Here is a 21,941-nt window from a genome sequence, read left to right as displayed (position 1 = left end):
CGATCGACGGGTTCCGCCGGCGCGCCGCGCTCGACGAGCGCTACGCCGCCCTCGCCCACCAGTTGGGCGAGGGCGGCGCCCACGCCGGCGGTCCGCCGCCCGACCCGGCGGAGGACGTGTTGTGGGATCCGGACCAGATCGATGACGACGTGCTCGCGTTGATGTTCACCGCCTGCCACCCGGTGCTGTCGCCGGAGGCGCGGGTAGCGCTCACCCTTCGCGTGGTCGGCGGCCTGACCAGCGACGAGATCGCCAAGGCGTTCCTGGTCCCGACCGCGACCGTCCAGGCCCGGATCACCCGGGCGAAGAAGACGCTCGCCGCGGCCCGGGTGGCCTTCGAGGTGCCGCCGCCCGAGGAGCGGACCGCACGGCTGGGTTCGGTACTCAGCGTCGTGTACCTGATCTTCACCGAAGGGTCGCTGGCCAGCTCCGGCGACGACCTCATCCGGCTCGACCTGGCCAGCGAGGCGCAGCGCCTGGCGCGCGTGCTCAGTCGGCTGGTGCCCGACGAGCCCGAGGTCTTCGGCCTGCTCGCGCTGCTGGAGCTCAGCGCGGCGCGCTTCCCGGCCCGCACCGGCCCGGACGGCGAGCCGGTGCTGCTCGAGCACCAGGACCGCAGCCGGTGGGACCGTGCGGCCATCCGCCGCGGCCGCGCCGCCCTGGCCCGTGCCGGCGAGGTCGGCCGGGGCCTTGGCGCGTACGGCCTACAGGCGGCGATCGCCGAGTGTCACGCCCTGGCCCCGTCGGTCGAGGCGACGAACTGGGAGCGGATCGTGCTCCTCTACGAGGCGCTCGCCCGGCTGGCGCCGTCTCCGGTGGTGGACCTCAACCGCGCGGTGGCCGTGTCGATGGCCCAGGGACCGGCCTCCGCGCTGCCGATCGTGAACGAGCTGGCGGAGGCCGGTTCGTTGGCGCACTCTCATCTGCTGCCCACGGTTCGCGGGGAGCTGCTCACCCGCCTGGGCCGCACCGACGAGGCCCGCGTCGAGCTGTCACACGCGCTGGAGCTGTGCGGCAACGTGGCCGAACGGGCGGTGCTGGCGGGCAAGATCGCCAACCTCGGCTCTCGGTAGCGGGCCGGGCTACCAGACGCGGCCGTCGGGGTCGGTGTCCCAGTCGTAGCCGTCCGCGTCGAACGGGTCCGTTGCGTCATCCGGGCCCGCGAGCCGTGCGTTCCGCGCCCACTCGCCGACGCTGGCGGCCATCCCGTGGAGAGACGTCGCGAAGGCCGCCACCACGTCGGTGATCGCTCGGTCCACGTGGCCCAGGCGCTGTCCCATGTCCGATGCGTCGTGCGAGCCGCGTGGCGCGTGTCGTGCGACCTCGGGTATCGCCCCGTTTGGCGGAGCGGTTCATCAGCGTTCCGCGTCGAACTGGCGGTGTGCCCAGGAGGTCTTGCCGCACGTGCCCGCGTGCACCAGGACGGCCGTGACGACGAGCGCGCCGGCGACGGCCCACCGTCCACTCTGGACGCCGTAGTCGGCGAGCGGCAGCCAGACCCCGGGCGCGAGGTTGGCGGTGACCGCGGCGGCGAACCATGCCACGACCGTCACCGCACCCGCGAGCAGCGGGTTGCACAGCGGCGTCAACAGCAGCACCGTCGCGCCCAGCGCCAGCACATTCGCCAGCACCCACGTCCACGACGCGCCGGCGGGCAGCCACGGCACCACCGCCGGCACGCAGAGTGCGGACAGCCCGATCACCGACGCCGCGACCGCGGCGGCCACGGCTCGCGGGCGGGCGCCGCGCGCGATGCGGTCCCACTCCCAGAACCGGGGCCGGGTCAGGATCGCGAGCAGGGTGGCCGTCACGACGCCACACAGCTCCACGACCGCCGGTTTCGTCGGCGGAAACGTGGCGGAGAGGTCGATCTCGAGCGCCCGCCGGCCGATCGCCACGGCCAGCGCCCACATCGCGACCGCGGCGAGCAGCACCCACTGGGCGGAGCGGCTGGCCAGCAACACTCGGGTCATCGCGCCCGCGAGCCGGGCAGCTGGTCCGGGGTGAGCGTGCACGCGTGCAGCTGGTCCTGATGCCGCGCAAGCCATTCGCGCACCTCCGCGGCGGACATCGTCGACAGCGTCCCGACGGGCGTGCCGGTCCGCAGGTACTCGCTGACGTCGAGGGCGACCTGAGTGAGGCGCTCGGTGTCCTCTTCGGACCGTTGCGCCGCAGCACACGCGTAGACGCCGGCCGCGGTGGTGGCGATCTCCGACTCGACGGTGCCGTCCGGCTCGAGCCAGGCGAGCTCCACGCCGCGGGCACGCTCGGCGTCGATCGGCCGGAACGTCAAGGACTGGTCCCAGATCTGGTCGACGTTCGCGGGCTTGGTGCCGAAGCGGGCGATGACCGGGTCGATGCCGCGCACCAGCTCGGCGAGCCGAGGACGGTTGTCGCTGTGCACGCAGTAGCGGATGCCGCGCTGCTCGGTGCACGCCGTGGGCGACTCGGCGTCGGCTACGAACACCACCGGCTGGCGGACCAGCGAGGCGGCGACCAGTACCGCCGGAACCGCCAGGTACACCGCGGCGTCGACGAGCGAGCGCCACTGCTGAACCCGCGCAACGACCCGACCCGCGAGCGCGACGGCGGCAATGGTGACGACGACGAACAACGCGATGCGGAAAGCCAGCAGCGGCAACGACTCCCGCTGCCCCAGCTCCGGCTCGAGGTAGAGCACCGGCGCCACGGTCGCGAGCCGCTCGCCATCCGCGCTGCCCGCGACGAGCAACGCGTAGCACCCCACCGCGACGAGCGGCACCGTCGCCGCCGACGGGACGACGGCGCCCAGCGCGTACCCGAGCGCCACGGCCGCGACCATGGCCAGCACGCCGGACAGCATCGCCAGCGGGTCGGGCGTGCCGAGCCCGCCCGCGACCACCGTCGCCACCACCAGCGGGGCCAGCGCGACGAGGTACGCGCAGACGAACCAGCAGGTCAACGTGGTGAGGTGCCGGACGACGGCGGGCGTGCCCAGCCGGGGCGCGCCCGGCCGCACCCAGATCCGGTCCTTCGCGTGCAGGACCACCGCGTACCAGCAGGCCGAGGTGGCGGCGATCATTCCCGCCCAGGTGAACTGCTGGTGGAACTGCGCGGAGGTCTGCACCCACACCGGATACGGCCAGCCCAGCATCGGCCCGGTCATCACCAGCACCACGACGACGATCGCGACGGCGGGCACCACCACCGACGCGGGGCCCAGCGGCCACCACGCACGCCTCATTCGGCACTCGCCTCGAGCAGCCGCTCGTACCCCGCCTCGATGGGCGACCGGCGCGCCCGCGAGCCGTCGGGCGCCTCGAGCTCGGTGACCGTGCCGGCGAAGACGAGCCGCCCGCCGGCGAGGACGCCGACCCGCTCACACATGTGGGACACGTCCTCCAGCAGGTGCGTCGACACGATCACCGGGTGGGTGCGGCCGATCTCGACGATCAGGTCCCGCACCCGCCACCGCTGGCCCGCGTCGAGCCCCACGGTCGGCTCGTCGAGCACCAGCACGTCCGGCTCGTGCGCCAGCCCGGCGGCGATGCCGGCACGCTGGCGCTGCCCACCCGACAACGTCTTCACCCGGTCCTCGGCCTTGTCGGTGAGGTCGACGGCCGCCAGGGCGCGCCGGGCCGCCGCGTCCCGGTCGGCGCGTGCCACGCCGTTGACCCAGGCCGTGTAGGAGATCGCGTCGAAGAGCCGCATCCCACCCGCCATGGAGAACCGCTGCGGCACGAACCCGAACCGGACGTCCTCACCACCGCGCACCGCGATCGAGCCGGCCTTGGGCCGCAACAGCCCGACCAGCACGGAAAGGAGCGTGGTCTTCCCGGCCCCGTTCGGTCCGAGCAGCCCGGTCACCCCGGGCCGCACGTCCCAGTCGACTCCCCGCAACACCTGCCGCCGCCCGTACCCGGCGACGACTCCCTGGATCTGGATGCTCAGCACAGCACGACTCGACCGGACTCCACTTCGCTGCCGCTCGCTCCGGTCGCGGTGGACGTGTACGTGTAGTGCTCGCCCCGGCCGTCGCACCCGCCGGACGCGGTGAGGTTGCCGTTCTGCACGTACTGCTGGCCCTTGACGGCCTTCTCCGCGTCCGGCCAGAAGTCGACGGCCTTGTACACCCGCACCCAGAAGTACGTGACGGTGTCCGAACACCCCTGCCGCGAGCCGGTGCCCCGCAGCGTCGAGCCACTGGTGGAGGGCTTGCTCGCGTGCAACCCGCAGCCGGTCGCGGCCTCGCCCGTGCCGGCCCACGCGGGCGACGCGAGCGCCGCGCTCCCCACGGCCAGGGCCGCGACCGTCAGCAGCCCCAGCGCGTATTTCCGAATCCCCATGTCAATTCCCCTCGAATTCGAAACGGTGGAGAATCCACCGACGAATACGCTACTCAGGAACGACTGAGGCCGGCAAACAATGCATGCCCTTCCCACTCGATCGAGGGATTTCGACAATAGGGAATCACTTACGGCGACTGGCGCACCAGAGCGATCGAGTCCGCCGGGTTCGACGCGGACAGCGGCGAGACCGTCGACACCGCCGCGCAGAACGCGACCATCGCCGAGCTGACCTCGCGGATCACGTGTTCGGCCTCGCGCCACGCCGGCTGGAACGTGTGCCCGCACTCGATGCAGAAGCCGTAGACCTTGCCCTGCCCCGGACTGGCGGCGTGCCGGCTGAACGCGTAGTCGTCGCTGGCGCCGGAGGTGGGGTACAGCCCGTAGGCCTGCTCGACGGCGTAGTCGTCGCCGCGCACCGCGCGGACGGCCTCCTTCATCCGCGTCGACAGGGCCGTGATCACGTCGAGGTCGGCCTGCGTGATGAACTCGCGGTAGGCGTTGTCATCCGGCCTGCCGCGCACCTGGTCGAACGCCGTGGCGAGGAAGTTCTGCGCCGGCTGCGTCGTCTGGTTCTGGTCGCTGCCCCAGCTGTGCAGGATCACCGGCACCGCGCTGTGCACGTCGATGTGCCACCGGATCAGCGGGAAGGAGTCCAGCAGCCACACGATGTCGCGGGTCTCGGGCTCGGATGCGGGCGCCGGCCCGCGGTAGACGTCGCGGTCGCACGGGTTCGTGGAGGTCCGCACGCCGGAGTCGGCCGCGAACTTCGCGACGTGGTCCCACAGGAAGTCGAAGTTGCGGTTGAGGTCGACGCCGACGCAGCTGCCGCCGTTCTGATGCGGGCGTCTGTTCTTGCGCCACATCGGGTCCGCGGTCTGACTGTGCCGGCGCCCGTCGGGGTTGACGCAGGCGACGACGAACAGGTTGACACCACTGACGATCCGGCCGACGTCGGCCGCCGAGAACTGCTGGCCGCCGTAGGCGAGGCCGGTACCGCGCTGGTGCGCCTCCAGCAGGTCCGCGGCGAGCGACACCAGCGCGTCCGGTGGCACCCATTCGCGGGCGTGCACGCCACCCAGCAGCAGCACGCCGTCCACATCGGACGAGCCGGACGTGCCGATGCGCAGAACGTGAACCGGCCTGCCCTCGTGCGTGAGATTGGGACAGGTGATCAGCTCGGCGGCTCCCGGGTAGGCGACCGCCAAGCTCTGCAGCGCGGCGGAGATCTCGTCGACATTGAGGTAGGTCATCGGACTACTCCTTGATTCCCAGGCCGCGTGGGATGTCTCCCCTGGCCGCGAACCGGTTGCCCGCGCCGACCTCGGCCTGCCGCGCAAGGCCCGCCTCGGTCTCGTTCTCCAGCACCTCGACCGAGACCCGGTTCGCGGCTCGGGTTCCGCGCGCGGTCGCCAGCTGTGACTCCGGCAGATGGACGTCGATGGTGAAGCCGTCGGCCGACTTCTTGGCCACCGGTCGGCAGCCGACGTCGGGGTCCAGCTCGTCGAGGTAGGTCCGCAGGTCGGCCAGGGCCGCGGCCTCCAGTCGCACTCGGAAGATCGGTTCGTCGGTCATTCGCATCCACCTGTCCCAAGGGCGGCGGGACACCTCGCCGATGCCCCGCCGCCGTAGCGAGTTACTTGTAGGAACCCGGCACGAGCCGGACGCCGGGCACGCTCGCCCAGTCGGCCACGAACTGCGGCGCGCCACCATCCGTGACGTTCCAGGTGCCGTCGCCGTTGGAGAACGCCACCGGAATCGTGTCCCAGCCCGGCGTCTGCCGAACCAACGCGATGTCCGCGAGCCCGTTGCCGTTGAAGTCGCCCGCGACCAACCGCACACCGGGCTGGTGGGCCCAGTCGGCGATGAACTCCGGCGCGCCACCGTTCGTGACGTTCCAGGTGCCGTCGCCGTTGGAGAACGCCACCGGAATCGTGTCCCAGCCCGGCGTCTGCCGAACCAACGCGATGTCCGTGAGGCCGTTACCGTTGAAGTCACCGGCGACCAGCCGCACACCGGGCTGGTGTGCCCAGTCCGTCACGAACTGCGGCGCCGGGCCGTTCGTGAGCTTCCACGTGCCGTCGCCGTTGGAGAACGCGATCGGGATCGTGTCCCAGCCCGGCGTCTGCCGAACCAACGCGAAGTCGGTCAGGCCGTTACCGTTGAAGTCACCGGCGATCAGCCGAACGCCCGGCTGGTGGGCCCAGTCGGCGATGAACTCCGGCGCGCCACCGTTCGTGACGTTCCAGGTGCCGTCGCCGTTGGAGAACGCCACCGGAATCGTGTCCCAACCCGGCGTCTGCCGAACCAACGCGACATCCGTCAACCCGTTCCCATTGAAATCCCCCGCGACCAACCGCACACCGGGCTGGTGGGCCCATTCCGCCACGAACTCCGGCGCGCCACCATTCGTGACATTCCACGTGCCGTCACCGTTCGAGAACGCCACCGGAATCGTGTCCCAACCCGGCGTCTGCCGAACCAACGCGACATCCGTCAACCCGTTCCCATTGAAATCCCCCGCAACCAGGCGCACACCCGGCTGATGCGCCCAATCCGCCACGAACTCCGGCGCCCCACCATTCGTGACATTCCACGAGCCATCGCCGTTCGAGAACGCCACCGGAATCGTGTCCCAACCCGGCGTCTGCCGAACCAGCGCGATGGAGTTGGCCGTCTGGTTCCCCAGCGTCGACTCCGCGAGCTGGACGGCTCGCTGGGCGTTCACCCGGCCGAAGCCGTAGTCGTTGTTGTGGCCGTTCGCGTCGTAGGCGACCCCGCCGATCTTGTCGGCCGACTCGCGCATGATCTGGCGCAGCTCGTCGCGGGTGAGCGACGGGTGCACCGACAGGGCGAGCGCGGCGCAGCCGGCGGCTGCGGGCGCGGCGAAGCTCGTGCCGGTGCTGGTGCCGTAGCCGCCGTTGCCGGTCGTGCTGACCACGTCGACGCCCGGCGCGATCAGCTCGACCTCGGGACCGCGGGCCGCGTTGTGCTCGAGGTCCCGCCGGGTCGACCGGACGACCGCGATCACGTCGGGGTGCGACACGACCTCGTCCTTCAGCACGTCGACGTTGTTCCCGTTGCTGGCGGCCCAGAAGATCGCGACGCCACGGCCACCGCGAGTCTGCGTCCCGGCGAACTGCAACGCCAGGTCCAGCGTCACCGTGAGATCCCAGTCGGCCCCGTTGGGCCCGAGGCTCGACACGATGATGTCGGAGTGGTTCGCCGCGTACGACACGGCCTTGGCCAACGTCGTCTGGTCGCCCACCTGGTCGTTGAGGCACGCCACCAGCAGCAGCCCGCACTCCGGCGCCGCGCCGCAGCCGCCGGCGCCGTTGTTCTGCCGGGCGCCGACCATCCCCGCGCAGAAGGTGCCGTGGTCGCCGCTCGGCATCCCGTTGGTGCCCTGCACGAACGACGGCGGGGCACCGCCGGTCGACTTGTAGAAGCCCGACTCGGCGAGGACACCCGCCTGGAGGTCCTCGTGGCCGGGGGTGAACCCGTTGTCGATCACCGCGACGCGGATGTCCGCGCCCCTGGTCCGGTCCCAAGCGGCCTCGGCATGAACGTCCGCGCCGGCCGTGCCGCCGTTCTGACCGGTGTTCGACCACTGCCACTGCTCGCCGTAGCGGGGGTCCGAGGGCGTGAACCGCCCCGGCACGTGCTCGACGAGACTGGGCTCGGCGAGGGTGAACCGTGGGTCCTCGCTCAGTGCCACGGAGGCCTCGAGCGAGTCGGCGTGGGTGGTCGTGTCCACCTCGTACAGGTTGGGCGCGAAGTCCAGTCTGGTCAGCAGCCGCAACCCGTGTTCGGCCAGCGCCGCCTCGGCGTCCGCCTCGGGCAGGTCCGCCCGCAGCTGCACGTTGAGCCGTTTCGTCACGATGCCGAACCGGCCGTTCGGCTTGCGCACCAGCTTGCCGGCGGTGTCGGCGTCGGTGACCGCCTCCGGCTCGTCCATCGCCCGGACCGCCGTCTGTGTCGGCGCGACGAAGACCCAGCGCGCGTTGCGGAAGGCGTCCGCGGTCTCCGGGTTCATGCCCGCGCTGTCGGTGGCGGCCTCGGCGCCGAACGCGGAGGCGGCCGCGGCCGGCTGGCCGCGGTCGTTCGCGGTGACCTGGACCGCGACGACATCGTCGATCTCGTCGACCGTCTTGCGTACACCACGGACGACGTATTCTCGGATCATGAGCGATCCCTTCCTCGACACCGCCCTCATTCGGCGGCGGCTACATATGTGTCATCGGGAAGAGTTCTGAGGTCGTGTCGGAAATACGAGTGGGTCGATATTTCCGACAATCACGAATAGTTGGTCGGCCAGGTTCGGCGGAGTAGCATCCCGCCGTGACGTCTGGCGAGCGGGGCCTCGAAGGCCGGTGGCGCCGGACGACGGAGCCGGACGTGTCGCGGCTGGTGGCGGACGCCAGGTTCGGCCACGACCCGCTGATGTTCCCGGGCGAGATCGAGTTCGCCGGGGCTCGCTACGCCGCGCGCAAGGCGCCTGGTCAGGGCTTCATCGTCTGGGACGCCGGCTCGTTCACGTTGGCCGGTGACATCTTGACGATGACGTTGGCGAATGACGCCAGCGCCTCCTATTCGGTGGAAGTCGACCGGGACGAGCTCACCATCACCGGCGAAAGCGGATATCCGATCACGTATCACAGGATCGGCTAGCGACCTCTTCTCACTGTGGCCACGCGGTGGCCGCACGGGCGTCACGCCAAGGAGGTCGAAGTGTCGAGTACCCAATATTCGGTTCCCCTCGCCGAACCGATCACGGACGCCGGGGATCAGCTCGCCGATGAGGCGGCCAGGGCGGTCATGCCCGTCGACCTGCCGGATGGCTGCTACCGGCTGACGGTGCGACCGGCGCTGGGCTTCGCGACCTACCGGGGCACGCTGCGGGTGGACCGAAGCGACGGCCGGCTCGTCGTCAGCGGCGACCTGTACCGGTTCCCGATCGGTGCCGACGAGGACGAGACGGACGGGATGGTCGGCCGGGCTCTCGCCGACACGACGCCCGGCCCGGGCCTGCTGCGGCGGTTCGGCATCCCGATCCACCCGAGGCACCGGTACCACTCCTACCTGAAGGCCACGTCGGTCCTGCTGGTGGCGGGCCACGAGGGCCACACCACGGCCGCGGTGACGGTCGAGCAGTACGACTACACGCAGCCGCCCGCCGGCACGTTCAACGGGACGTTCCCCGCCGCGCCGGGCAGCCGCACCGCGGTGCTGCGGTTCCGGCAGAAGGCGGCGCCGTCCGCGCAGTGGCCCGGCAACTACTACGAGGGCCAGTGGGTGCGGGGCGGGATCGTCAAGGGCACCATCACGCTCGGCTGGGTGGCGCCGGCGCTGCGCCGGTGCACGATCGAGGTCGACACGCTGGTCGACGCCGTGTCGCCGCAGCCGGTCCCCGCGCCCGGCACATCCGGCTCCTTCGGCTCGGAGAGCTTCAAGACGATGATGGCCTCGGCGGGCTGGGCGGCCACGGTCGTCTACGACCAGACCGCGGTGCCGGTGCCGGCCACGGTCCCGGACCACAAGGCGTGCTGGGACGACGCCGACCTGCACGCGCTCATGCAGTCGATCAGGAGGACCGGCGCCGACCTCGATGCCGATTGGCGTATGCACGTGCTGGTCGTGCCCGGGGCGATGGGCTGCGCCCGCGGCAAGATGTACGACCAGATCACCGTGCCGCGGGAGGGCGTGGTCAGCTACTCCGACGACGGCTATCCGAGCGGCGACTCGGCCAACTTCGGTGTCGCGGCGGACCAGCGGCAGCGAGACGTGCCGCGCGCGTTCCTGCGCAGCGCGTCGCACGAGGTGGTGCACGGTTTCAACCAGATCCACCAGGAGCAGGAGGTCGGCGCGGACAACTCGATCATGACCACCACGCCCAGCGTGGCGGACGTGCTCGGCACCGCGACCTCGGGTGACCCGGGCGTGTTCCCGGACGACATCCGGCTGTCGGTGAACGCGAACGTCCGGCGCCACCTGTCCCACTTCCCCGACCCTGTCGTTCGGCCCGGCGGGCACACGTTCGCGTCGTGGGCGTTCACGCCGGTGCCCTCCGCCGACCGGTTCGAGGTCGGACCCGAGCTCCTCGCGCTCGAGGTGGCGGCGGCCGACGACCGCGTCGAGCTGGGCGAGCCGGTGCGGCTGAGCTGGGAGCTCAGGAACAGCGGGGACGCCGACGCGGCCGTGCCGAGCGAGGTGACCACCGAGTCGACCTACGCGAAGATCACCGTGATCGACCCGGCCGGGCGACGCCGAGAGGTGGCGCCGCTCGTGATCTCGTGCGAGCGCACGCGCATCGCGCCGCTCGCGGCGGGCGCGTCACTGCGCGGCGAGAGCCGGGTCTTCTGGTCCACCAACGGCTTCGCGTTCGAGCGTCCGGGCCGGTACACGGTCGAGGTCCGGGTCGACTGGACGACCGGCGGCGCGCCGATGACGGTGCGCGGCGAGACGGCGGTGTATGTGAACTACCCGATCTCGGACACCGACAACGACGCGGCGGCCACCCTGCTGCACCCGGAGGTGGGCATGTGGGTGGCGCTGGGCGGTGGCGCGTACCACCTGGAGGAGGCGGCGACCCGGCTGCGCGGCATGGCCGGCGGTGCCTCCAGTGCCTCCAGTGCCTCCGACGGCGGCGGCCCGCAGGTCAGGGCACTCCGTGGCTACGAGGGAATCCTGCCAACGCGCTAGCCGATCCGTTGCGCGTCGGCCGGAGTACGCCAACCGCTGGTCACCCGATCGAGTGATAGCTTCTACCCTCAGTTTGAGGAGGGGGCTGTCGGTGGCGGTCGTGTCGGAGTCGGCGGCGGACGTCGTTCCACCACCCGCGAAGCCGCGCCGGAGCTGGCTGTACGCGGCGGCCGGGCTGGGTGTGCTGTTCCTGCTCGGCGTGCGGGCGGCGTGGTTCTTCACCATCGACGACGCGTTCATCACCTTCCGGTACTCTGCCAACCTGGCCGCCGGACACGGACCAGTCTGGAACGTCGGCGAGGACCCGGTCGAGGGCTTCACCAACTTCCTCTGGATGCTCTGGCACACGCCGTTCGCCTGGCTGGGGCTGGACCTGCCGACAGTCGCGAAGCTGACCTCGTTCGCCGCCGGTGCGGCCATCCTGGTCATGCTCGTCCGGTACTGCCACCGCCGCCATGGTCTCGTCGCCGCGTTGGTCGCCGGTGGCGCGTTCGTCCTGTTCCTGCCCACCTACTTCCACATCACCAGCGGCCTGGAGACCGTCGCGTTCGCCGCGCTCGTGCTGCGCGCGGTCATCGTCGGGCTGCGGGCGATGGACGGCCGGCCGGTGCGCGTGTGGGAGCCGCCGCTGCTCCTGGTGCTCGCCGGCATGCTGCGGCCCGACGGCGTGCTCGCCGTCCTGCCGGCGTTCGCCGCGTGGCTGTGGCCGGCCCGCCGGGACCGGCGCGCGTGGCTGTGGTCGGCCGGTGCGGCCGCGGGCGGGCTCGCGTACTTCGCCTGGCGCTGGTCGTACTACGGCCACCTGTTCCCGAACACCTTCTACGTCAAGTTCGGCAACGTCCACGCCGGACAGCTCTGGCTTCAGACCACGGCCGTCCTGTTCGCCCCGCTGCTCGTATTGACCGCGTTCCTGTTGGTACGCAAGCAAACCCGGTGGGCGGGCGTGCTGCTGTGCACCACCGTCGCCACCACCTACCTCACCTACGTGGTCTCCGGCCCGACGATGGACTACGTCCACCGGTTCGCCTTCCACGCCTTCCCGGTGCTGTGTCTGGGCGCCGGGCTCGCCGCCGCCTCGCTGTCGTGGCGCTCGGCCGGCGCCGCCGCGGGCGCGGTCGCCGTCGGCTGGGTCGCGGTGGGCGGCGTGCAGTCACCCGACATGCCCATCATCGCCAACTACGGCCCCGACCTCGCTCGCGCGCACGTCCCCATCGGCCTGGGACTCGCCCGCGCGGACGTGCCCGCCGGCCAGCGCACGCTCGCCGTCCACGACGCCGGCGCAACCCCGTACTACAGCGGCTGGACGACGATCGACTACATAGGACTCAACGACGAGCCCATCGCCCACGGCACCGACCCCACCGCCCGCGTCCTCGAGGCCCGCCCGACCGTCATCGTCATCCGCAGCCTCAACGGCCACCGCCCCGGCAACGCCTACGGCACCAGCATCACCAAGATCACCGACGGCTACGAGCTGGTCGCCACGACCCGCATGCGCGCCGAGTACTACCTGCACGTCTTCGTGCTCCCCGAGTGGGCCGACGAGGTCCGCGGCCCGGTCCGCGCCGCCGTCGACCAGGCCCAGCGCACCCACGACCCCGGCCGCTACGACCTCACCCTCGACCGCTGGCTGGACCGCCTCCGCCACGAACTCCCCTGATGAGCCCCGTCAGCGACACGGCGGCTGGTACGGCAGGTCCTGGAAGTGCTCCCGCCACTGAGCCGCGGATATCCTCGGGTGCGCGATGGTGCAGATCCGCTTCGCCACGTCCTCGACGTCCAGGTACCGGCGCTGCACCACGTTCTCCTCGGTTGCGGCGAACAGCTGGCGGCCGTCCGGGGTCATGGCCAGCGACTGGACCAGGTGCCCGAAGTCGAACGCGGTGACGTCCGCCGGCTCGCGCGGATCGCTGACGTCCCACAGCCGGACGGTTCGGTCGCCGTCGAGACCGGCGAGCAGGCGGCTGTCCGCGGAGTAGACGGGCGGCAGGCCGACGCTCTGGGGTCCGCCGTCGACCGGGATGCGCGGCCGGAAGGTGGCGAGGACGTCGGGGCGCCGCGGCTCGCCCATGCCCCACAGCTGGATCTCCCTGGTTTCGTTGAGATATACGGACAGCGTGCGCCCGTCGGGGGCGAACGCGGCGACCGCGCCCCAGGAGGGGGTTGGACCTGTCGCGATCTTGCGGGAGGTGACGCTCGCGCCGAGATCCCAGACCTGGGTGTACCTGTACTGCGTGACCGCCAGCAGCGTGCCGCTCGGATCGAAGGCCACGGCGTCGACCGAGTAGGGCGCGAGTTCGTCGGCCACCTTCGGGTGGTACGGGTCGGCGAGGTCGTAGGCCATGGTGGTGCGGTTCGCGTGGGCGATGACGATGGTCGTGTCCGTCGGGTTGAAGGCGATCGACACGTTGTTGTTGGTCTCGGGCAGGTTCGCGGCGCGGACCGGCCGGGTGGGTGCCGAGATGTCCCAGACCTGCGTGGGCCCGTCGCCGTCGAGCACCAGCGTGCGATCGTCGGGACTGATCGACAGTGACCGGGGCAGGTAGGGCAGGTCGAGGGTGGCCAGGTGCCGGGACCGCTCACCGTCCACACGCCACAGTCGCACCGTGCGGTCGCGGCCGCCGGTCGCGAGCAGGTCGCCGCGGTGGTTGAGTCGCACGGTGATCACGGAGTCCGGGTGCGAGACGAGCACCGAGCTGAGGTCCCAGATCCGGACCGACCCGTTGGCGGCTGTGAACAGCGTGTCGCCCCGCGGACCGAACGCCGCCGACGAGCCGCCGTCGAGCTCCCCGGCGGTCAGCGGAACCGGACGCCGCAGATCCGCGACGCTCCACAGGCTGACCGAGCCGTTGATGTCGCCGACCGCGAGCAGGCCGGTGCCCTCGCTGAACGACAGGGACAGGACGTCTCCCCGGTTCGTGAACGACGCGATCCGTCGCTGTCCCCGCGCCGCGACGTCCCAGAGCTGGACGGAACCGTCTTCGCCCGCCACGGCAAGGGTGCGGCCGTCGGGTGTGAACGCGGCGGTGTCGCCGGACAGCGCGGCGGACCGGCGCGGCCGCGCCTCCGTGACATCCCACAGGTGCACGGAGTTCGTCGAGTTCGCGACGGCGAGCCGGTCACCATCCGGGCTGAACGCCACGGAGGAGGCGTAGTAGTCGCCCGCGGTGTGCACCGCGGGCAGGAGCCGCGCCCGCAACCGCGGTCGCCGCGGATCCGTGAGGTCCCACAGGCGGGCCGTCCCGTCGTGGTCGACCGTGGCCGCGGACCGTCCGTCCCCGCTGTAGCCGACCGCCGAAGCGGTCCGGTACTCCCTCAGCTCGGTGCCGTCCAAGCCGAACGATCCCAGCTGCCGCGGGCGGTGCGGCTCCCGCAGATCCCAGATCTCGTAGGTGCTCTGCGTCGTCCTGATCAACAGGTGTCGGTTCGGCCCGAACGCCGCGATCTCACCGTGGGGCAGCACGTCCGGCAACCGCCTGGGCCGGTACTGGTCCGAGACGTCCCAGACCGCGGTCTCGCGGTATCCCGGGACGACGAGGAGTCTCCCGTCCGGGCTGAGCACCGAGTCGACGAACGTCTCGCCGCCGTCGATGCGGGTCGCGTATGGGGTGTCGAGGGTGTTGAGCAGGGCGTCGCGGGCGCGCGGGGTCGGGTCGGCGCGGTAGGCGGCCAGGGTGAGCTGCAGGGACAGCGCCGGGTTCGTGTCGCGGAGGAGGTCGGCGTCGCTGAGCACGCTGCCGACGATCGCCGCGTTGCGTTGTGCGGTAGCGGAGTCCTGCGCGCGCACGGCCGACACCAGCGACACGGACGCGACGACGAGCAGGATCGCCAGCAGCGCCACGAGTTGGCGGGTGCGGCGGACCCGGCGGCGCGCGGTCGTCTGTTCCTGGGTGCGGGCGGCGAGGCTGGCGGTGCGGAACTCGCGCTCGCGGTCGGTCAACGCGGTGGCGTCGAGGTTCTCGGCCTGGGTGAGCCGGACCCCGCGCAGCAGCGAGCCGCGGTCGCGGTCGTGTGCCTCCCACAAGTGGGTGGCCTCGGTGAGTTGGCGGTGCACCCGCAGGCCGTCGCGGTCGTCGTCGAGCCAGCGACGCAGCCGTGGCCAGTGCCGGATCAGTGCCTCGTGGGTGATGTCGATGCCGGCGTCGCCGACCGTGATCAGCCGAGCGCCGGCGAGCCGCTCGAGCACCTCCGCGGTGGCCGGCGAGTCGTCCAGCTCGTCGCGGCGGACGCGTCGTTTGGTGTCGTCTGTGCCCTCGCCGAGTGCGGTCAGCCGAAGGAACAGTTGGTGCGCCACGGTTTTCCGGTCGTCGTCGAGTCCGGTGTAGACGGCATCGGCGGTACGGGCCAGCGCATGATGGATGCCACCGGCCGCCTCGTAGGCGCCGAGGCCGAGCACGGTGCCGCGGCGACGACGCCAGGTCTCCCGCAACGCGTGCGACACCAGGGGCAGCGCACCCGGCTGCCCGGTGGCGTCGGCCACCAACCGGGAAACCAGCGCGGTCTCCACCCGACAGCCCACCGCCTCGGCCGGACCGGTGATCGCCTCCCGCAGCTCGTCGGCCGTCATCGCACCGACCAACACCTGCCCGTCCCGCAACGCCTCCACCAGCTCCGGGTACTCGCCGCAGTGGCCGTAGAAGTCCGCGCGCACCCCCAACACCACGCGGACCCGGCTGTCCGGCTCGGTCGCCGCCGTGGTCAGCGCGGCAACGAACGCCGCCCGCTCACCGGCGTCCTCGCACACCGTGAACAGCTCCTCGAACTGGTCCACCACGAGCAGGAAGTCCTGGTCGTCCGGCCGGTTCGCCACCGCCTGCCGCAGGCACAGATGCAGACCACGCGGATCCCCCAGCTCGACCACAAGCTGCGCCGGCGACGCCCCCACCAACCCGGCCAGTCGCCCCGCGCACTCCTCGATCGGATGCGGTCCAGGCGTGATCACCACCGCCCGGCCGCGTGCCTGGTCCGGCACCAGGCGAGGGACCAGCCCCGCCATCAGCACCGACGACTTCCCGGAACCCGACGGCCCGAACACCGCCACCATCCGGCGGTCGCGGACCCGCGCGACCACCTCGTCGACCAACCGGTCCCGCCCGAAGAACCGCGCCGCGTCGTCGCGCTGGAACGCCGCCAACCCCGCGTACGGCGCGTCAGCCTCGTCGGGACAGTCCTCCGCTGTCTCGGCCAGGTCGGCGGCGCACTCCCGCCAGCGCGACTCCCACTCCGCGACGTCGCCCTCACAAGCGCGCACGAACGCCACCGTCACGGCGAGCGTCGGCAGCCGCCGCCCGCTCGCCGCCTCGGCCAACGCCGATGTCGAGAAGTGCGCGCGAGAGCTCAACTCCCGGTACGTCGGCCGCCCGGCGCGCTCCCGCAGCCAGCGAAGCTCCCGCGCGAACTCCACGACCAACCCGCGATCCTGCTCCAACGACCGTTCCTGACGCGGCACCTCAGCCCTCCCCCGCGAACCACCCTCGCCATCACGGTTCCAGCATTCGTCATTTCCCACCAGCAGTACGTTGTCCGGAAATCCACACCCCGAACCTGGACAACGCGCGTCGCTACCTCGCCCTGCTCCCCGGCATGATGCGATGATCGCCGGAGAAGACGCTCGAATCGTGGCTCGCCACCTCGAGGCAAGGCCCGGTCTCACACCTGAGCGGTTCGGCACCACGAGCGGCCAACCTGGCCGTGCGGTTCGCTCGAGCTGTGCATTCTCGCCGCGCTCGGGTACACGGGCTTCCAACGCCGCCGCGGCCACCGGCCTCGTCCTCACCGGCCAACCGGTTCTCGGCTTGATCCTGGCGGCGACCGTGCTCGTCAACGTCGCGCTGATGTTCGCGTGGGACCAACGCGCGACCGCGTGACCGCCCAGGTCACAGGGTTTGGTCGCCGTGGGCCGGCTGGGTGAGAGGTAGTGTGCGGCGTGGACGTCCTTCGCAGGAATCATGTGACTGTGACCGGCAGAGCCGGCGGGTCGGTGGTGATGCTGGCACACGGGTTCGGGTGCGACCAGAACATGTGGCGGCTGGTGGTGCCGACGCTGGCGCCCGACTTCACCGTCGTGCTGTTCGATCACGTGGGCGCCGGGCAGTCGGATCTGGCGGCCTGGAACGCGCAGCGGTACGCCGGCATGGACGGCTATGCCGAGGACGTGCTGGAGATCTGCCACGCGCTGGACTTGGGGCCGGTCGTCTTCGTGGGGCACTCGGTGAGCGCGATGATGGGGGTGCTGGCCGCCGCGCGAGAGCCCGAGCTGTTCGCCGGCTTGGTGTTGCTGGCTCCGTCACCGTGCTTCATCGACGACCCGGCGGCCGGGTACCGGGGCGGGTTCACCGCGGCTGACATCGACGAGCTGCTCGAGTCGCTCGACGCGAACTACCTCGGCTGGTCGGGCGCGATGGCGCCGGTCATCATGGGCAACCCCGACCGCCCGGAGCTCACCGAGGAGCTGACCAACAGCTTCTGCCGGACCGACCCGACCATCGCCCGGTCCTTCGCTCGCGTGACGTTCCTGTCCGACAACCGCGCCGACCTGCCCGCGGTGGCCGTACCCACGCTGATCGCCCAGTGTGCCCAGGACGCGATCGCGCCACGGGAGGTGGGCGACTTCATGAACGCGCAGATGCCCGGCAGCAAGCTGGTCACCCTGGACGCCACCGGCCACTGCCCACAGCTCAGCGCCCCCGAGGCGACCGCGGCCACGATCGCACAGTTCGCCGCGCAGGCTTCGTGATGAGCGCGGGCCCCGGCGGCCGCGACCAGAAGGCGCTGCTGGAGGAAGCCACCGAGGACCTCTACGAGAACGCGCCCTGCGGCTACCTGTCCACCCTCCCCGACGGCCAGATCCTCAAGATCAACGCCACGTTGCTGGGCTGGCTCGGGTATGAACGCGACGACCTCGTCGGTCGCCGGCTCTTCTCGGACCTGCTGACCGTCGGCGGCCGGATCTACCACGAAACCCACTTCGCCCCGCTGCTGCGCATGCAGGGCGAGATCAGCGGCATCGCGCTGGAACTGCGCACCGCCGACGGTGACCAGCTGCCCGTCCTGGTGACCTCGAAGGTGAGAACGGGGCCCGACGGGCAGCCGCAACTCGTCCGCACCACCATCTTCGACGCCCGAGAACGCCGCGCCTACGAAACCGAGCTGCTGCGTGCCCGCCAGGAGGCCGAACGGGAGCGGGAACGCCTCCGGCGCATCAACAACACCCTGCAGACGACACTTCTGCCGCCGACTCTGCCGCACGTGCCCGGACTGGAAGTCGCCGCGCACTACCACATCGCCTCCCTCGACGAGGTCGGCGGCGACTTCTACGACCTCTTCCCACTCGCCGACGGAACATGGGGGCTGTTCCTGGGCGACGTCTGTGGCAAGGGCGCCTCCGCCGCGGTGGTCACCTCCCTGGCGCGCTACACCCTGCGCGCCGCGGCAGTCCACGCCGCCGATCCGGCCGACGTCCTGAGGCACCTCAACGCCGCGCTGCGCGACCAGCACCGCGGCCGTAGCCCCACCTTCTGCACCGTCATCCTCGGGTTGCTCACCACTGATGACCACGGCGGGTTCCGCATCATCCTCGCCAGCGGCGGACACCCACCGGCGTTGCTGTTACGCGCCGACGGCACGGCCCGGTACCTGCCCACCCCCGGCGGTCAGCTCATCGGCGCCCTGCCGCACGCCAAGATCGCGACCACGACCATCGAACTGACACCCGGCGACACCCTGCTGCTCTACACCGACGGCATCACCGAAGCCCGAACCACCGGCAGCGACCGCTACGGCGACCAAGCCCTCCTCGACCTCGCCCGAACCATCGCTCCCGCGACCGCGACCAACACCGTCGCAGCCATCCGCGACCTGCTCGACTACCTCAGCGACGGCGTCGAGGACGACACGGCCGTACTCGCGATCCACGCACCGATTCCGGGCGCCAACCGCTAGACGTTGGTGCTCGTCGAGCCGGGCTGCCCGACGCGGACATGCCCAAACCTTCCTCGGCCGGGTGCGAGCGTTTGGTGCGGCAAGTCCGAGGTAGACGTTCGCATGTTTCTACTTCGACCGCCTGGCGTGTACCGACCGCAGGGCGACACCCGGTTGCTGGCAGACGCTGTGAGGTTCGCCGGGGTGCGCCCGGGCGGCACGGTACTCGACATCGGCTGTGGCACCGGTGCGCTGTCGGTGCTCGCCGCCGCGGTGTCACCGCGTTCGGTGACGGCGGTGGACGTATCCAGACGGGCCGTCTGGGCCGCGCGGTTCAACACGGCCGTCCGCGGACAGCGCGTCACCGTGCTGCACGGCGACGCGCTGTCCCTCGATGGCACCTTCGACCTCGTGCTGGCGAATCCGCCGTACGTGCCGGGCGTGGACGCAGTGCCGACGCGGGGTCGGACGCGTGCCTGGGACGCGGGCACCGACGGCCGGGCCGTGCTCGACCGGCTCTGCGCGATGGCGCCGCAGCTACTGGCGCCCGGCGGCGTGCTGCTGACCGTCCACTCGGCGCTGTGCGGTGTGGACAGAACGCTGCGCCAGCTGCGGGGCGGCGGGCTCAAGGCGGCCGTGGTGGCGCGAGCGAACGAGCCGTTCGGCCCGGTGATGCGCGGCCGGGCGGCGTTGCTGCGCGAGCGGGGCGTGCTCGGCCGTGGGCAGCGCAGCGAGGAACTGGTGGTGGTGCGCGGTGACCGGCCCCTCTGACGCCCGCCGGGTGCGGGTGATCCCGGGCGGTCCGGTGCTCGTCGAGGGGCCGGTGGAGCTCACCGGCGCCGACGGGAGCACGGTGACCGCCGACCGGTTCGTGGTCGCGGTGTGCACATGCCGGCGCAGCAAGCGTTACCCGTTGTGCGACACGAGCCACCGGCGGCGGGTGCGCCGGGAGCGCGATCAGGACGGCCCGGGATGAGGTGGCAGCTCCCGCAGCAGGGATGAGCGGCCCGCCTGCCAGGCGGCGAGCGCGTGCGTGCCGAAGTGGTCCTCGAGCAGCTCGGTGGCCTGGATGCCGAACACCACGTCGGCGGCGAGCTCTGGTTCCCGGGCGAGCAGGTCGGCGATGACGTCGTGGCGCAGCACCTGTTCGTGTACGGCGTCCGCCTCGATGTGCTCGGTGAAGAAGTGGGTCGTGGCCGCGCTGCCGCCGAGACGGCGCAGGGCCGCGTCGATGCGTGTCGCGCTCGGCGCGGTGGTGATCTCCGCCGCGGCGAAGTGGCCGACCATGGCGCCGCGCAGCGCGCGGTGCAGACCGAACATCGACATCATGTTGACCACCGCGACGACCGGGGCCGGCACGTCGTCGAAGTAGTGCAGGTAGCCGTCGTGCAGACCGGCCGCGCGGAGCAGGCCGGCGAAGAGCACGGCGTGCACCCGCTCGCCGTGGCCGCCGCCGAACTCGTCGAACTCCACGGCCACGAGCGCGGCCTTGGCGGTGCCGCGCAGCCGCGGGATGACCCAGGCGTGCGGATCCGCCTCCTTGTGGTGGTAGACGGACCGGTGCGTGAAGTACTCGCGCAGCTGCCACCACTCGCCCTTGTCCCGCAGGAAATGCGACACTCCCTCGCCCGGTACCGGCTCGACCAGCAGGTCGTCGAGCGCGCCGGACACGTCGTCGCCGCCGGCCACGCCTTCGCGCAGGCCGGCCAGGAACACCCGTTCCAGCTCGCCGCGGAACGCCAGCAGCTCCGGCGACCACTCCCACTCGGCAGGCACGCCGCGGAAGCCGTGGTAGTGCAGCTCGTAGCAGGTGTGCAGGGCCACCGCGAGGTCCGCGCCGAAAGCGTCCACATCGGACGGCACGGCGGGCAGCGGCGTGCCGTGCCGCAGGCGGCCGACGACGGCCCCGGACAGCGGGCCGCGCGGTCTCGGCAGCTCGGTGGTGTCAGGCATCGATGTCTTCCCTCCGCAACGCGGCGTCCGCGAGCATCTTCACGATCTGGGTCGGCTCCCCCGCGGCGCGCTGGCGCTCGGCGCCGGTGACGTGCCGGTCCAGCAACTTCTCCACGACGGCGAGGTCGCCGGTCTCGGCGAGGGCGGGCCGGACGGTGTCCAGCAGGTCGGCGACCAGGTCGGTCGCCGGCACCCGCTGGGCCAGCAGCGGGTGCACGGCCGGGCCGGTGAGCCCGTAGCGGGACGCGGACCAGACGGCGGCCGCGGCCACCTGGTCGTCCAGCTCGGCCGGCGGGCATCCGCGGGCCAGATCGGCGAGCGCGGTGCGCACGAGCGCCCGGGACAGCGCCGCCTGCAGCAGCGCGCCGTCGACGTCGATCGCCACATCGGCCACCCGGAACTCCACGGTCGGCAGCCGCGCCGAGGGCCGGACCAGCCAGAACGACTGCGCCGCGTCCACCAGTACGCCGGCGGACACCAGCCGGGCGACACGCGCGCGGTGGTCGCGGGCCGACGCGAACCGAGGTGGCACACCGGAACCCGGGAACCGGGTCTGCGCCACCATCCGCCAGCTCGCGTACCCGGTGTCGACGCCGTCGTGCACGGGCGAGTTCGCCGAGAGCGCGAGCAGCGTCGGCAGCCAGGGCCGGACGTGGTTGACGACGCCGACGGCGGTGTCGGCGTCCGGGACCCCGACATGCACGTGACAACCGCAGGCCTGATAGTCGGCGACGACGGCCGCGAACCGGTCGCTGATCAGCGCGAACCGCTCACCCGTGCTCGTCGCCTGCTCCCCACCGAGCACCGGCATCCCGCTCGGCACGACGAGCAGGTCTCCCGCGGCGTCGGCGAGTCGGTGACGCGCGTGCAGCAGCTGGTCACCGAGCTCGTCGAGCGTGACGCAGCGGCCGGTCGCCGCCTCGACCTGGGTGGCGGCGAGCTCGGCGTGCAGTGCGGCGAAGACCACATCGGACACGAGGTCCATCGCGAGCGGCAGGTCGGTGTCGAGCACGTGCGCGTAGTAGCACGTGTGCTCCTTGG

The 21,941-nt window shown here is 71.7% G+C and carries 19 protein-coding genes; 8 read left to right on the top strand and 11 right to left on the bottom strand.

The annotated features are described in order from the left end of the window. Nucleotides 1-1,073: RNA polymerase sigma factor (locus ACRDSK_RS18375; RefSeq protein ID WP_431442285.1), on the top strand; the 1,073-nt coding region annotated here is incomplete at its 5' end. A 9-nt stretch (nucleotides 1,074-1,082) separates the two neighbouring features. Here the strand turns inward: ACRDSK_RS18375 and ACRDSK_RS18370 are convergent. The 8 genes from ACRDSK_RS18370 to ACRDSK_RS18335 all read right to left on the bottom strand — a co-directional run bounded on the left by ACRDSK_RS18370 (nucleotide 1,083) and on the right by ACRDSK_RS18335 (nucleotide 8,511). After that, on the bottom strand, nucleotides 1,083-1,280 hold the full coding sequence (locus ACRDSK_RS18370) for a hypothetical protein (RefSeq protein WP_431442284.1): 198 nt from the start codon (nucleotides 1,278-1,280) through the stop codon (nucleotides 1,083-1,085). 75 nt (nucleotides 1,281-1,355) lie between these two features. Further along, on the bottom strand, nucleotides 1,356-1,973 hold the full coding sequence (locus ACRDSK_RS18365) for a hypothetical protein (RefSeq protein ID WP_431442283.1): 618 nt from the start codon (nucleotides 1,971-1,973) through the stop codon (nucleotides 1,356-1,358). After that, nucleotides 1,970-3,223 carry a hypothetical protein gene (locus tag ACRDSK_RS18360; protein ID WP_431442281.1) on the bottom strand — a complete coding sequence of 418 codons (1,254 nt, stop codon included), beginning with the start codon at nucleotides 3,221-3,223 and terminating at the stop codon, nucleotides 1,970-1,972. The genes ACRDSK_RS18365 and ACRDSK_RS18360 overlap by 4 nt, the downstream gene beginning before the upstream one ends. Next, complete coding sequence (locus ACRDSK_RS18355) at nucleotides 3,220-3,933, bottom strand: ABC transporter ATP-binding protein (protein ID WP_431442279.1); 714 nt, start codon at nucleotides 3,931-3,933, stop codon at nucleotides 3,220-3,222. Before ACRDSK_RS18355 ends, ACRDSK_RS18360 begins: the two co-directional genes overlap by 4 nt. Then, on the bottom strand, nucleotides 3,927-4,325 hold the full coding sequence (locus ACRDSK_RS18350) for a hypothetical protein (RefSeq protein WP_431442277.1): 399 nt from the start codon (nucleotides 4,323-4,325) through the stop codon (nucleotides 3,927-3,929). The genes ACRDSK_RS18355 and ACRDSK_RS18350 overlap by 7 nt, the downstream gene beginning before the upstream one ends. A 128-nt stretch (nucleotides 4,326-4,453) precedes the next feature. Then, the gene (locus ACRDSK_RS18345) at nucleotides 4,454-5,578 is read right to left on the bottom strand and encodes a M14 family metallopeptidase (RefSeq protein ID WP_431442275.1); all 1,125 of its coding nucleotides are present in this window, start codon (nucleotides 5,576-5,578) and stop codon (nucleotides 4,454-4,456) included. Nucleotides 5,579-5,582: 4 nt separating this feature from the next. After that, nucleotides 5,583-5,900 carry a hypothetical protein gene (locus tag ACRDSK_RS18340; protein ID WP_431442274.1) on the bottom strand — a complete coding sequence of 106 codons (318 nt, stop codon included), beginning with the start codon at nucleotides 5,898-5,900 and terminating at the stop codon, nucleotides 5,583-5,585. A gap of 61 nt (nucleotides 5,901-5,961) precedes the next feature. Next, complete coding sequence (locus ACRDSK_RS18335; protein ID WP_431442273.1) at nucleotides 5,962-8,511, bottom strand: S8 family serine peptidase; 2,550 nt, start codon at nucleotides 8,509-8,511, stop codon at nucleotides 5,962-5,964. Nucleotides 8,512-8,723: 212 nt separating this feature from the next. Here ACRDSK_RS18335 and ACRDSK_RS18330 point away from each other — a divergent pair, with 212 nt between their 5' ends. The 3 genes from ACRDSK_RS18330 (at nucleotide 8,724) to ACRDSK_RS18320 (ending at nucleotide 12,687) form a co-directional block, all read left to right on the top strand. After that, a complete protein-coding gene (locus ACRDSK_RS18330) occupies nucleotides 8,724-8,996 on the top strand; it encodes a hypothetical protein (protein ID WP_431442272.1) in 273 nt (90 codons plus the stop codon). A gap of 60 nt (nucleotides 8,997-9,056) precedes the next feature. Then, complete coding sequence (locus tag ACRDSK_RS18325) at nucleotides 9,057-11,027, top strand: hypothetical protein (protein ID WP_431442271.1); 1,971 nt, start codon at nucleotides 9,057-9,059, stop codon at nucleotides 11,025-11,027. Nucleotides 11,028-11,118: 91 nt separating this feature from the next. Next, nucleotides 11,119-12,687, top strand: a complete 1,569-nt coding sequence (locus tag ACRDSK_RS18320) for a hypothetical protein (RefSeq protein ID WP_431442270.1) — start codon at nucleotides 11,119-11,121, stop codon at nucleotides 12,685-12,687. Nucleotides 12,688-12,696: 9 nt separating this feature from the next. On the opposite strand, the gene ACRDSK_RS18315 is transcribed toward ACRDSK_RS18320, so the two are convergent. Then, nucleotides 12,697-16,476 (bottom strand): hypothetical protein, encoded by a 3,780-nt coding sequence (locus ACRDSK_RS18315; RefSeq protein WP_431442269.1) that lies wholly within the window; start codon nucleotides 16,474-16,476, stop codon nucleotides 12,697-12,699. Between the two features lie 507 nt (nucleotides 16,477-16,983). On the opposite strand from ACRDSK_RS18315, the gene ACRDSK_RS18310 reads away from it, so the two are divergent. The 4 genes from ACRDSK_RS18310 (at nucleotide 16,984) to ACRDSK_RS18295 (ending at nucleotide 19,923) form a co-directional block, all read left to right on the top strand. Then, nucleotides 16,984-17,763 (top strand): alpha/beta fold hydrolase, encoded by a 780-nt coding sequence (locus ACRDSK_RS18310; RefSeq protein WP_431442268.1) that lies wholly within the window; start codon nucleotides 16,984-16,986, stop codon nucleotides 17,761-17,763. Further along, the gene (locus ACRDSK_RS18305) at nucleotides 17,763-18,968 is read left to right on the top strand and encodes a SpoIIE family protein phosphatase (protein ID WP_431442267.1); all 1,206 of its coding nucleotides are present in this window, start codon (nucleotides 17,763-17,765) and stop codon (nucleotides 18,966-18,968) included. Before ACRDSK_RS18310 ends, ACRDSK_RS18305 begins: the two co-directional genes overlap by 1 nt. 102 nt (nucleotides 18,969-19,070) lie before the next feature. Further along, nucleotides 19,071-19,718 carry a HemK2/MTQ2 family protein methyltransferase gene (locus ACRDSK_RS18300; RefSeq protein ID WP_431442266.1) on the top strand — a complete coding sequence of 216 codons (648 nt, stop codon included), beginning with the start codon at nucleotides 19,071-19,073 and terminating at the stop codon, nucleotides 19,716-19,718. Continuing rightward, nucleotides 19,702-19,923 (top strand): CDGSH iron-sulfur domain-containing protein, encoded by a 222-nt coding sequence (locus ACRDSK_RS18295; RefSeq protein ID WP_431442265.1) that lies wholly within the window; start codon nucleotides 19,702-19,704, stop codon nucleotides 19,921-19,923. Before ACRDSK_RS18300 ends, ACRDSK_RS18295 begins: the two co-directional genes overlap by 17 nt. Here ACRDSK_RS18295 and ACRDSK_RS18290 read toward each other — a convergent pair. Continuing rightward, a complete protein-coding gene (locus ACRDSK_RS18290; protein ID WP_431442264.1) occupies nucleotides 19,905-20,900 on the bottom strand; it encodes an iron-containing redox enzyme family protein in 996 nt (331 codons plus the stop codon). The two genes, ACRDSK_RS18295 and ACRDSK_RS18290, sit on opposite strands and share 19 nt — an antisense overlap. Beyond that, nucleotides 20,893-21,941: YbdK family carboxylate-amine ligase (locus ACRDSK_RS18285; protein ID WP_431442263.1), on the bottom strand; the 1,049-nt coding region annotated here is incomplete at its 5' end. The genes ACRDSK_RS18285 and ACRDSK_RS18290, both read right to left, overlap by 8 nt.

The organism is Actinophytocola sp., assembly GCF_050699915.1.
Taxonomy (GTDB): domain Bacteria; phylum Actinomycetota; class Actinomycetes; order Mycobacteriales; family Pseudonocardiaceae; genus Actinophytocola.
This window is presented reverse-complemented; position numbering and strand designations above follow the sequence as displayed.

What these genes read in the sequence shown, in the direction of transcription:
- ACRDSK_RS18350 (WP_431442277.1), bottom strand. Translation starts at nt 4,325, where the DNA reads ATGGGGATTCGGAAATACGCGCTGGGGCTGCTGACGGTCGCGGCCCTG.
- ACRDSK_RS18300 (WP_431442266.1), top strand. Translation starts at nt 19,071, where the DNA reads ATGTTTCTACTTCGACCGCCTGGCGTGTACCGACCGCAGGGCGACACC.
- ACRDSK_RS18290 (WP_431442264.1), bottom strand. Translation starts at nt 20,900, where the DNA reads ATGCCTGACACCACCGAGCTGCCGAGACCGCGCGGCCCGCTGTCCGGG.
- ACRDSK_RS18340 (WP_431442274.1), bottom strand. Translation starts at nt 5,900, where the DNA reads ATGACCGACGAACCGATCTTCCGAGTGCGACTGGAGGCCGCGGCCCTG.
- ACRDSK_RS18345 (WP_431442275.1), bottom strand. Translation starts at nt 5,578, where the DNA reads ATGACCTACCTCAATGTCGACGAGATCTCCGCCGCGCTGCAGAGCTTG.
- ACRDSK_RS18335 (WP_431442273.1), bottom strand. Translation starts at nt 8,511, where the DNA reads ATGATCCGAGAATACGTCGTCCGTGGTGTACGCAAGACGGTCGACGAG.
- ACRDSK_RS18370 (WP_431442284.1), bottom strand. Translation starts at nt 1,280, where the DNA reads ATGGGACAGCGCCTGGGCCACGTGGACCGAGCGATCACCGACGTGGTG.
- ACRDSK_RS18305 (WP_431442267.1), top strand. Translation starts at nt 17,763, where the DNA reads ATGAGCGCGGGCCCCGGCGGCCGCGACCAGAAGGCGCTGCTGGAGGAA.
- ACRDSK_RS18365 (WP_431442283.1), bottom strand. Translation starts at nt 1,973, where the DNA reads ATGACCCGAGTGTTGCTGGCCAGCCGCTCCGCCCAGTGGGTGCTGCTC.
- ACRDSK_RS18360 (WP_431442281.1), bottom strand. Translation starts at nt 3,223, where the DNA reads ATGAGGCGTGCGTGGTGGCCGCTGGGCCCCGCGTCGGTGGTGGTGCCC.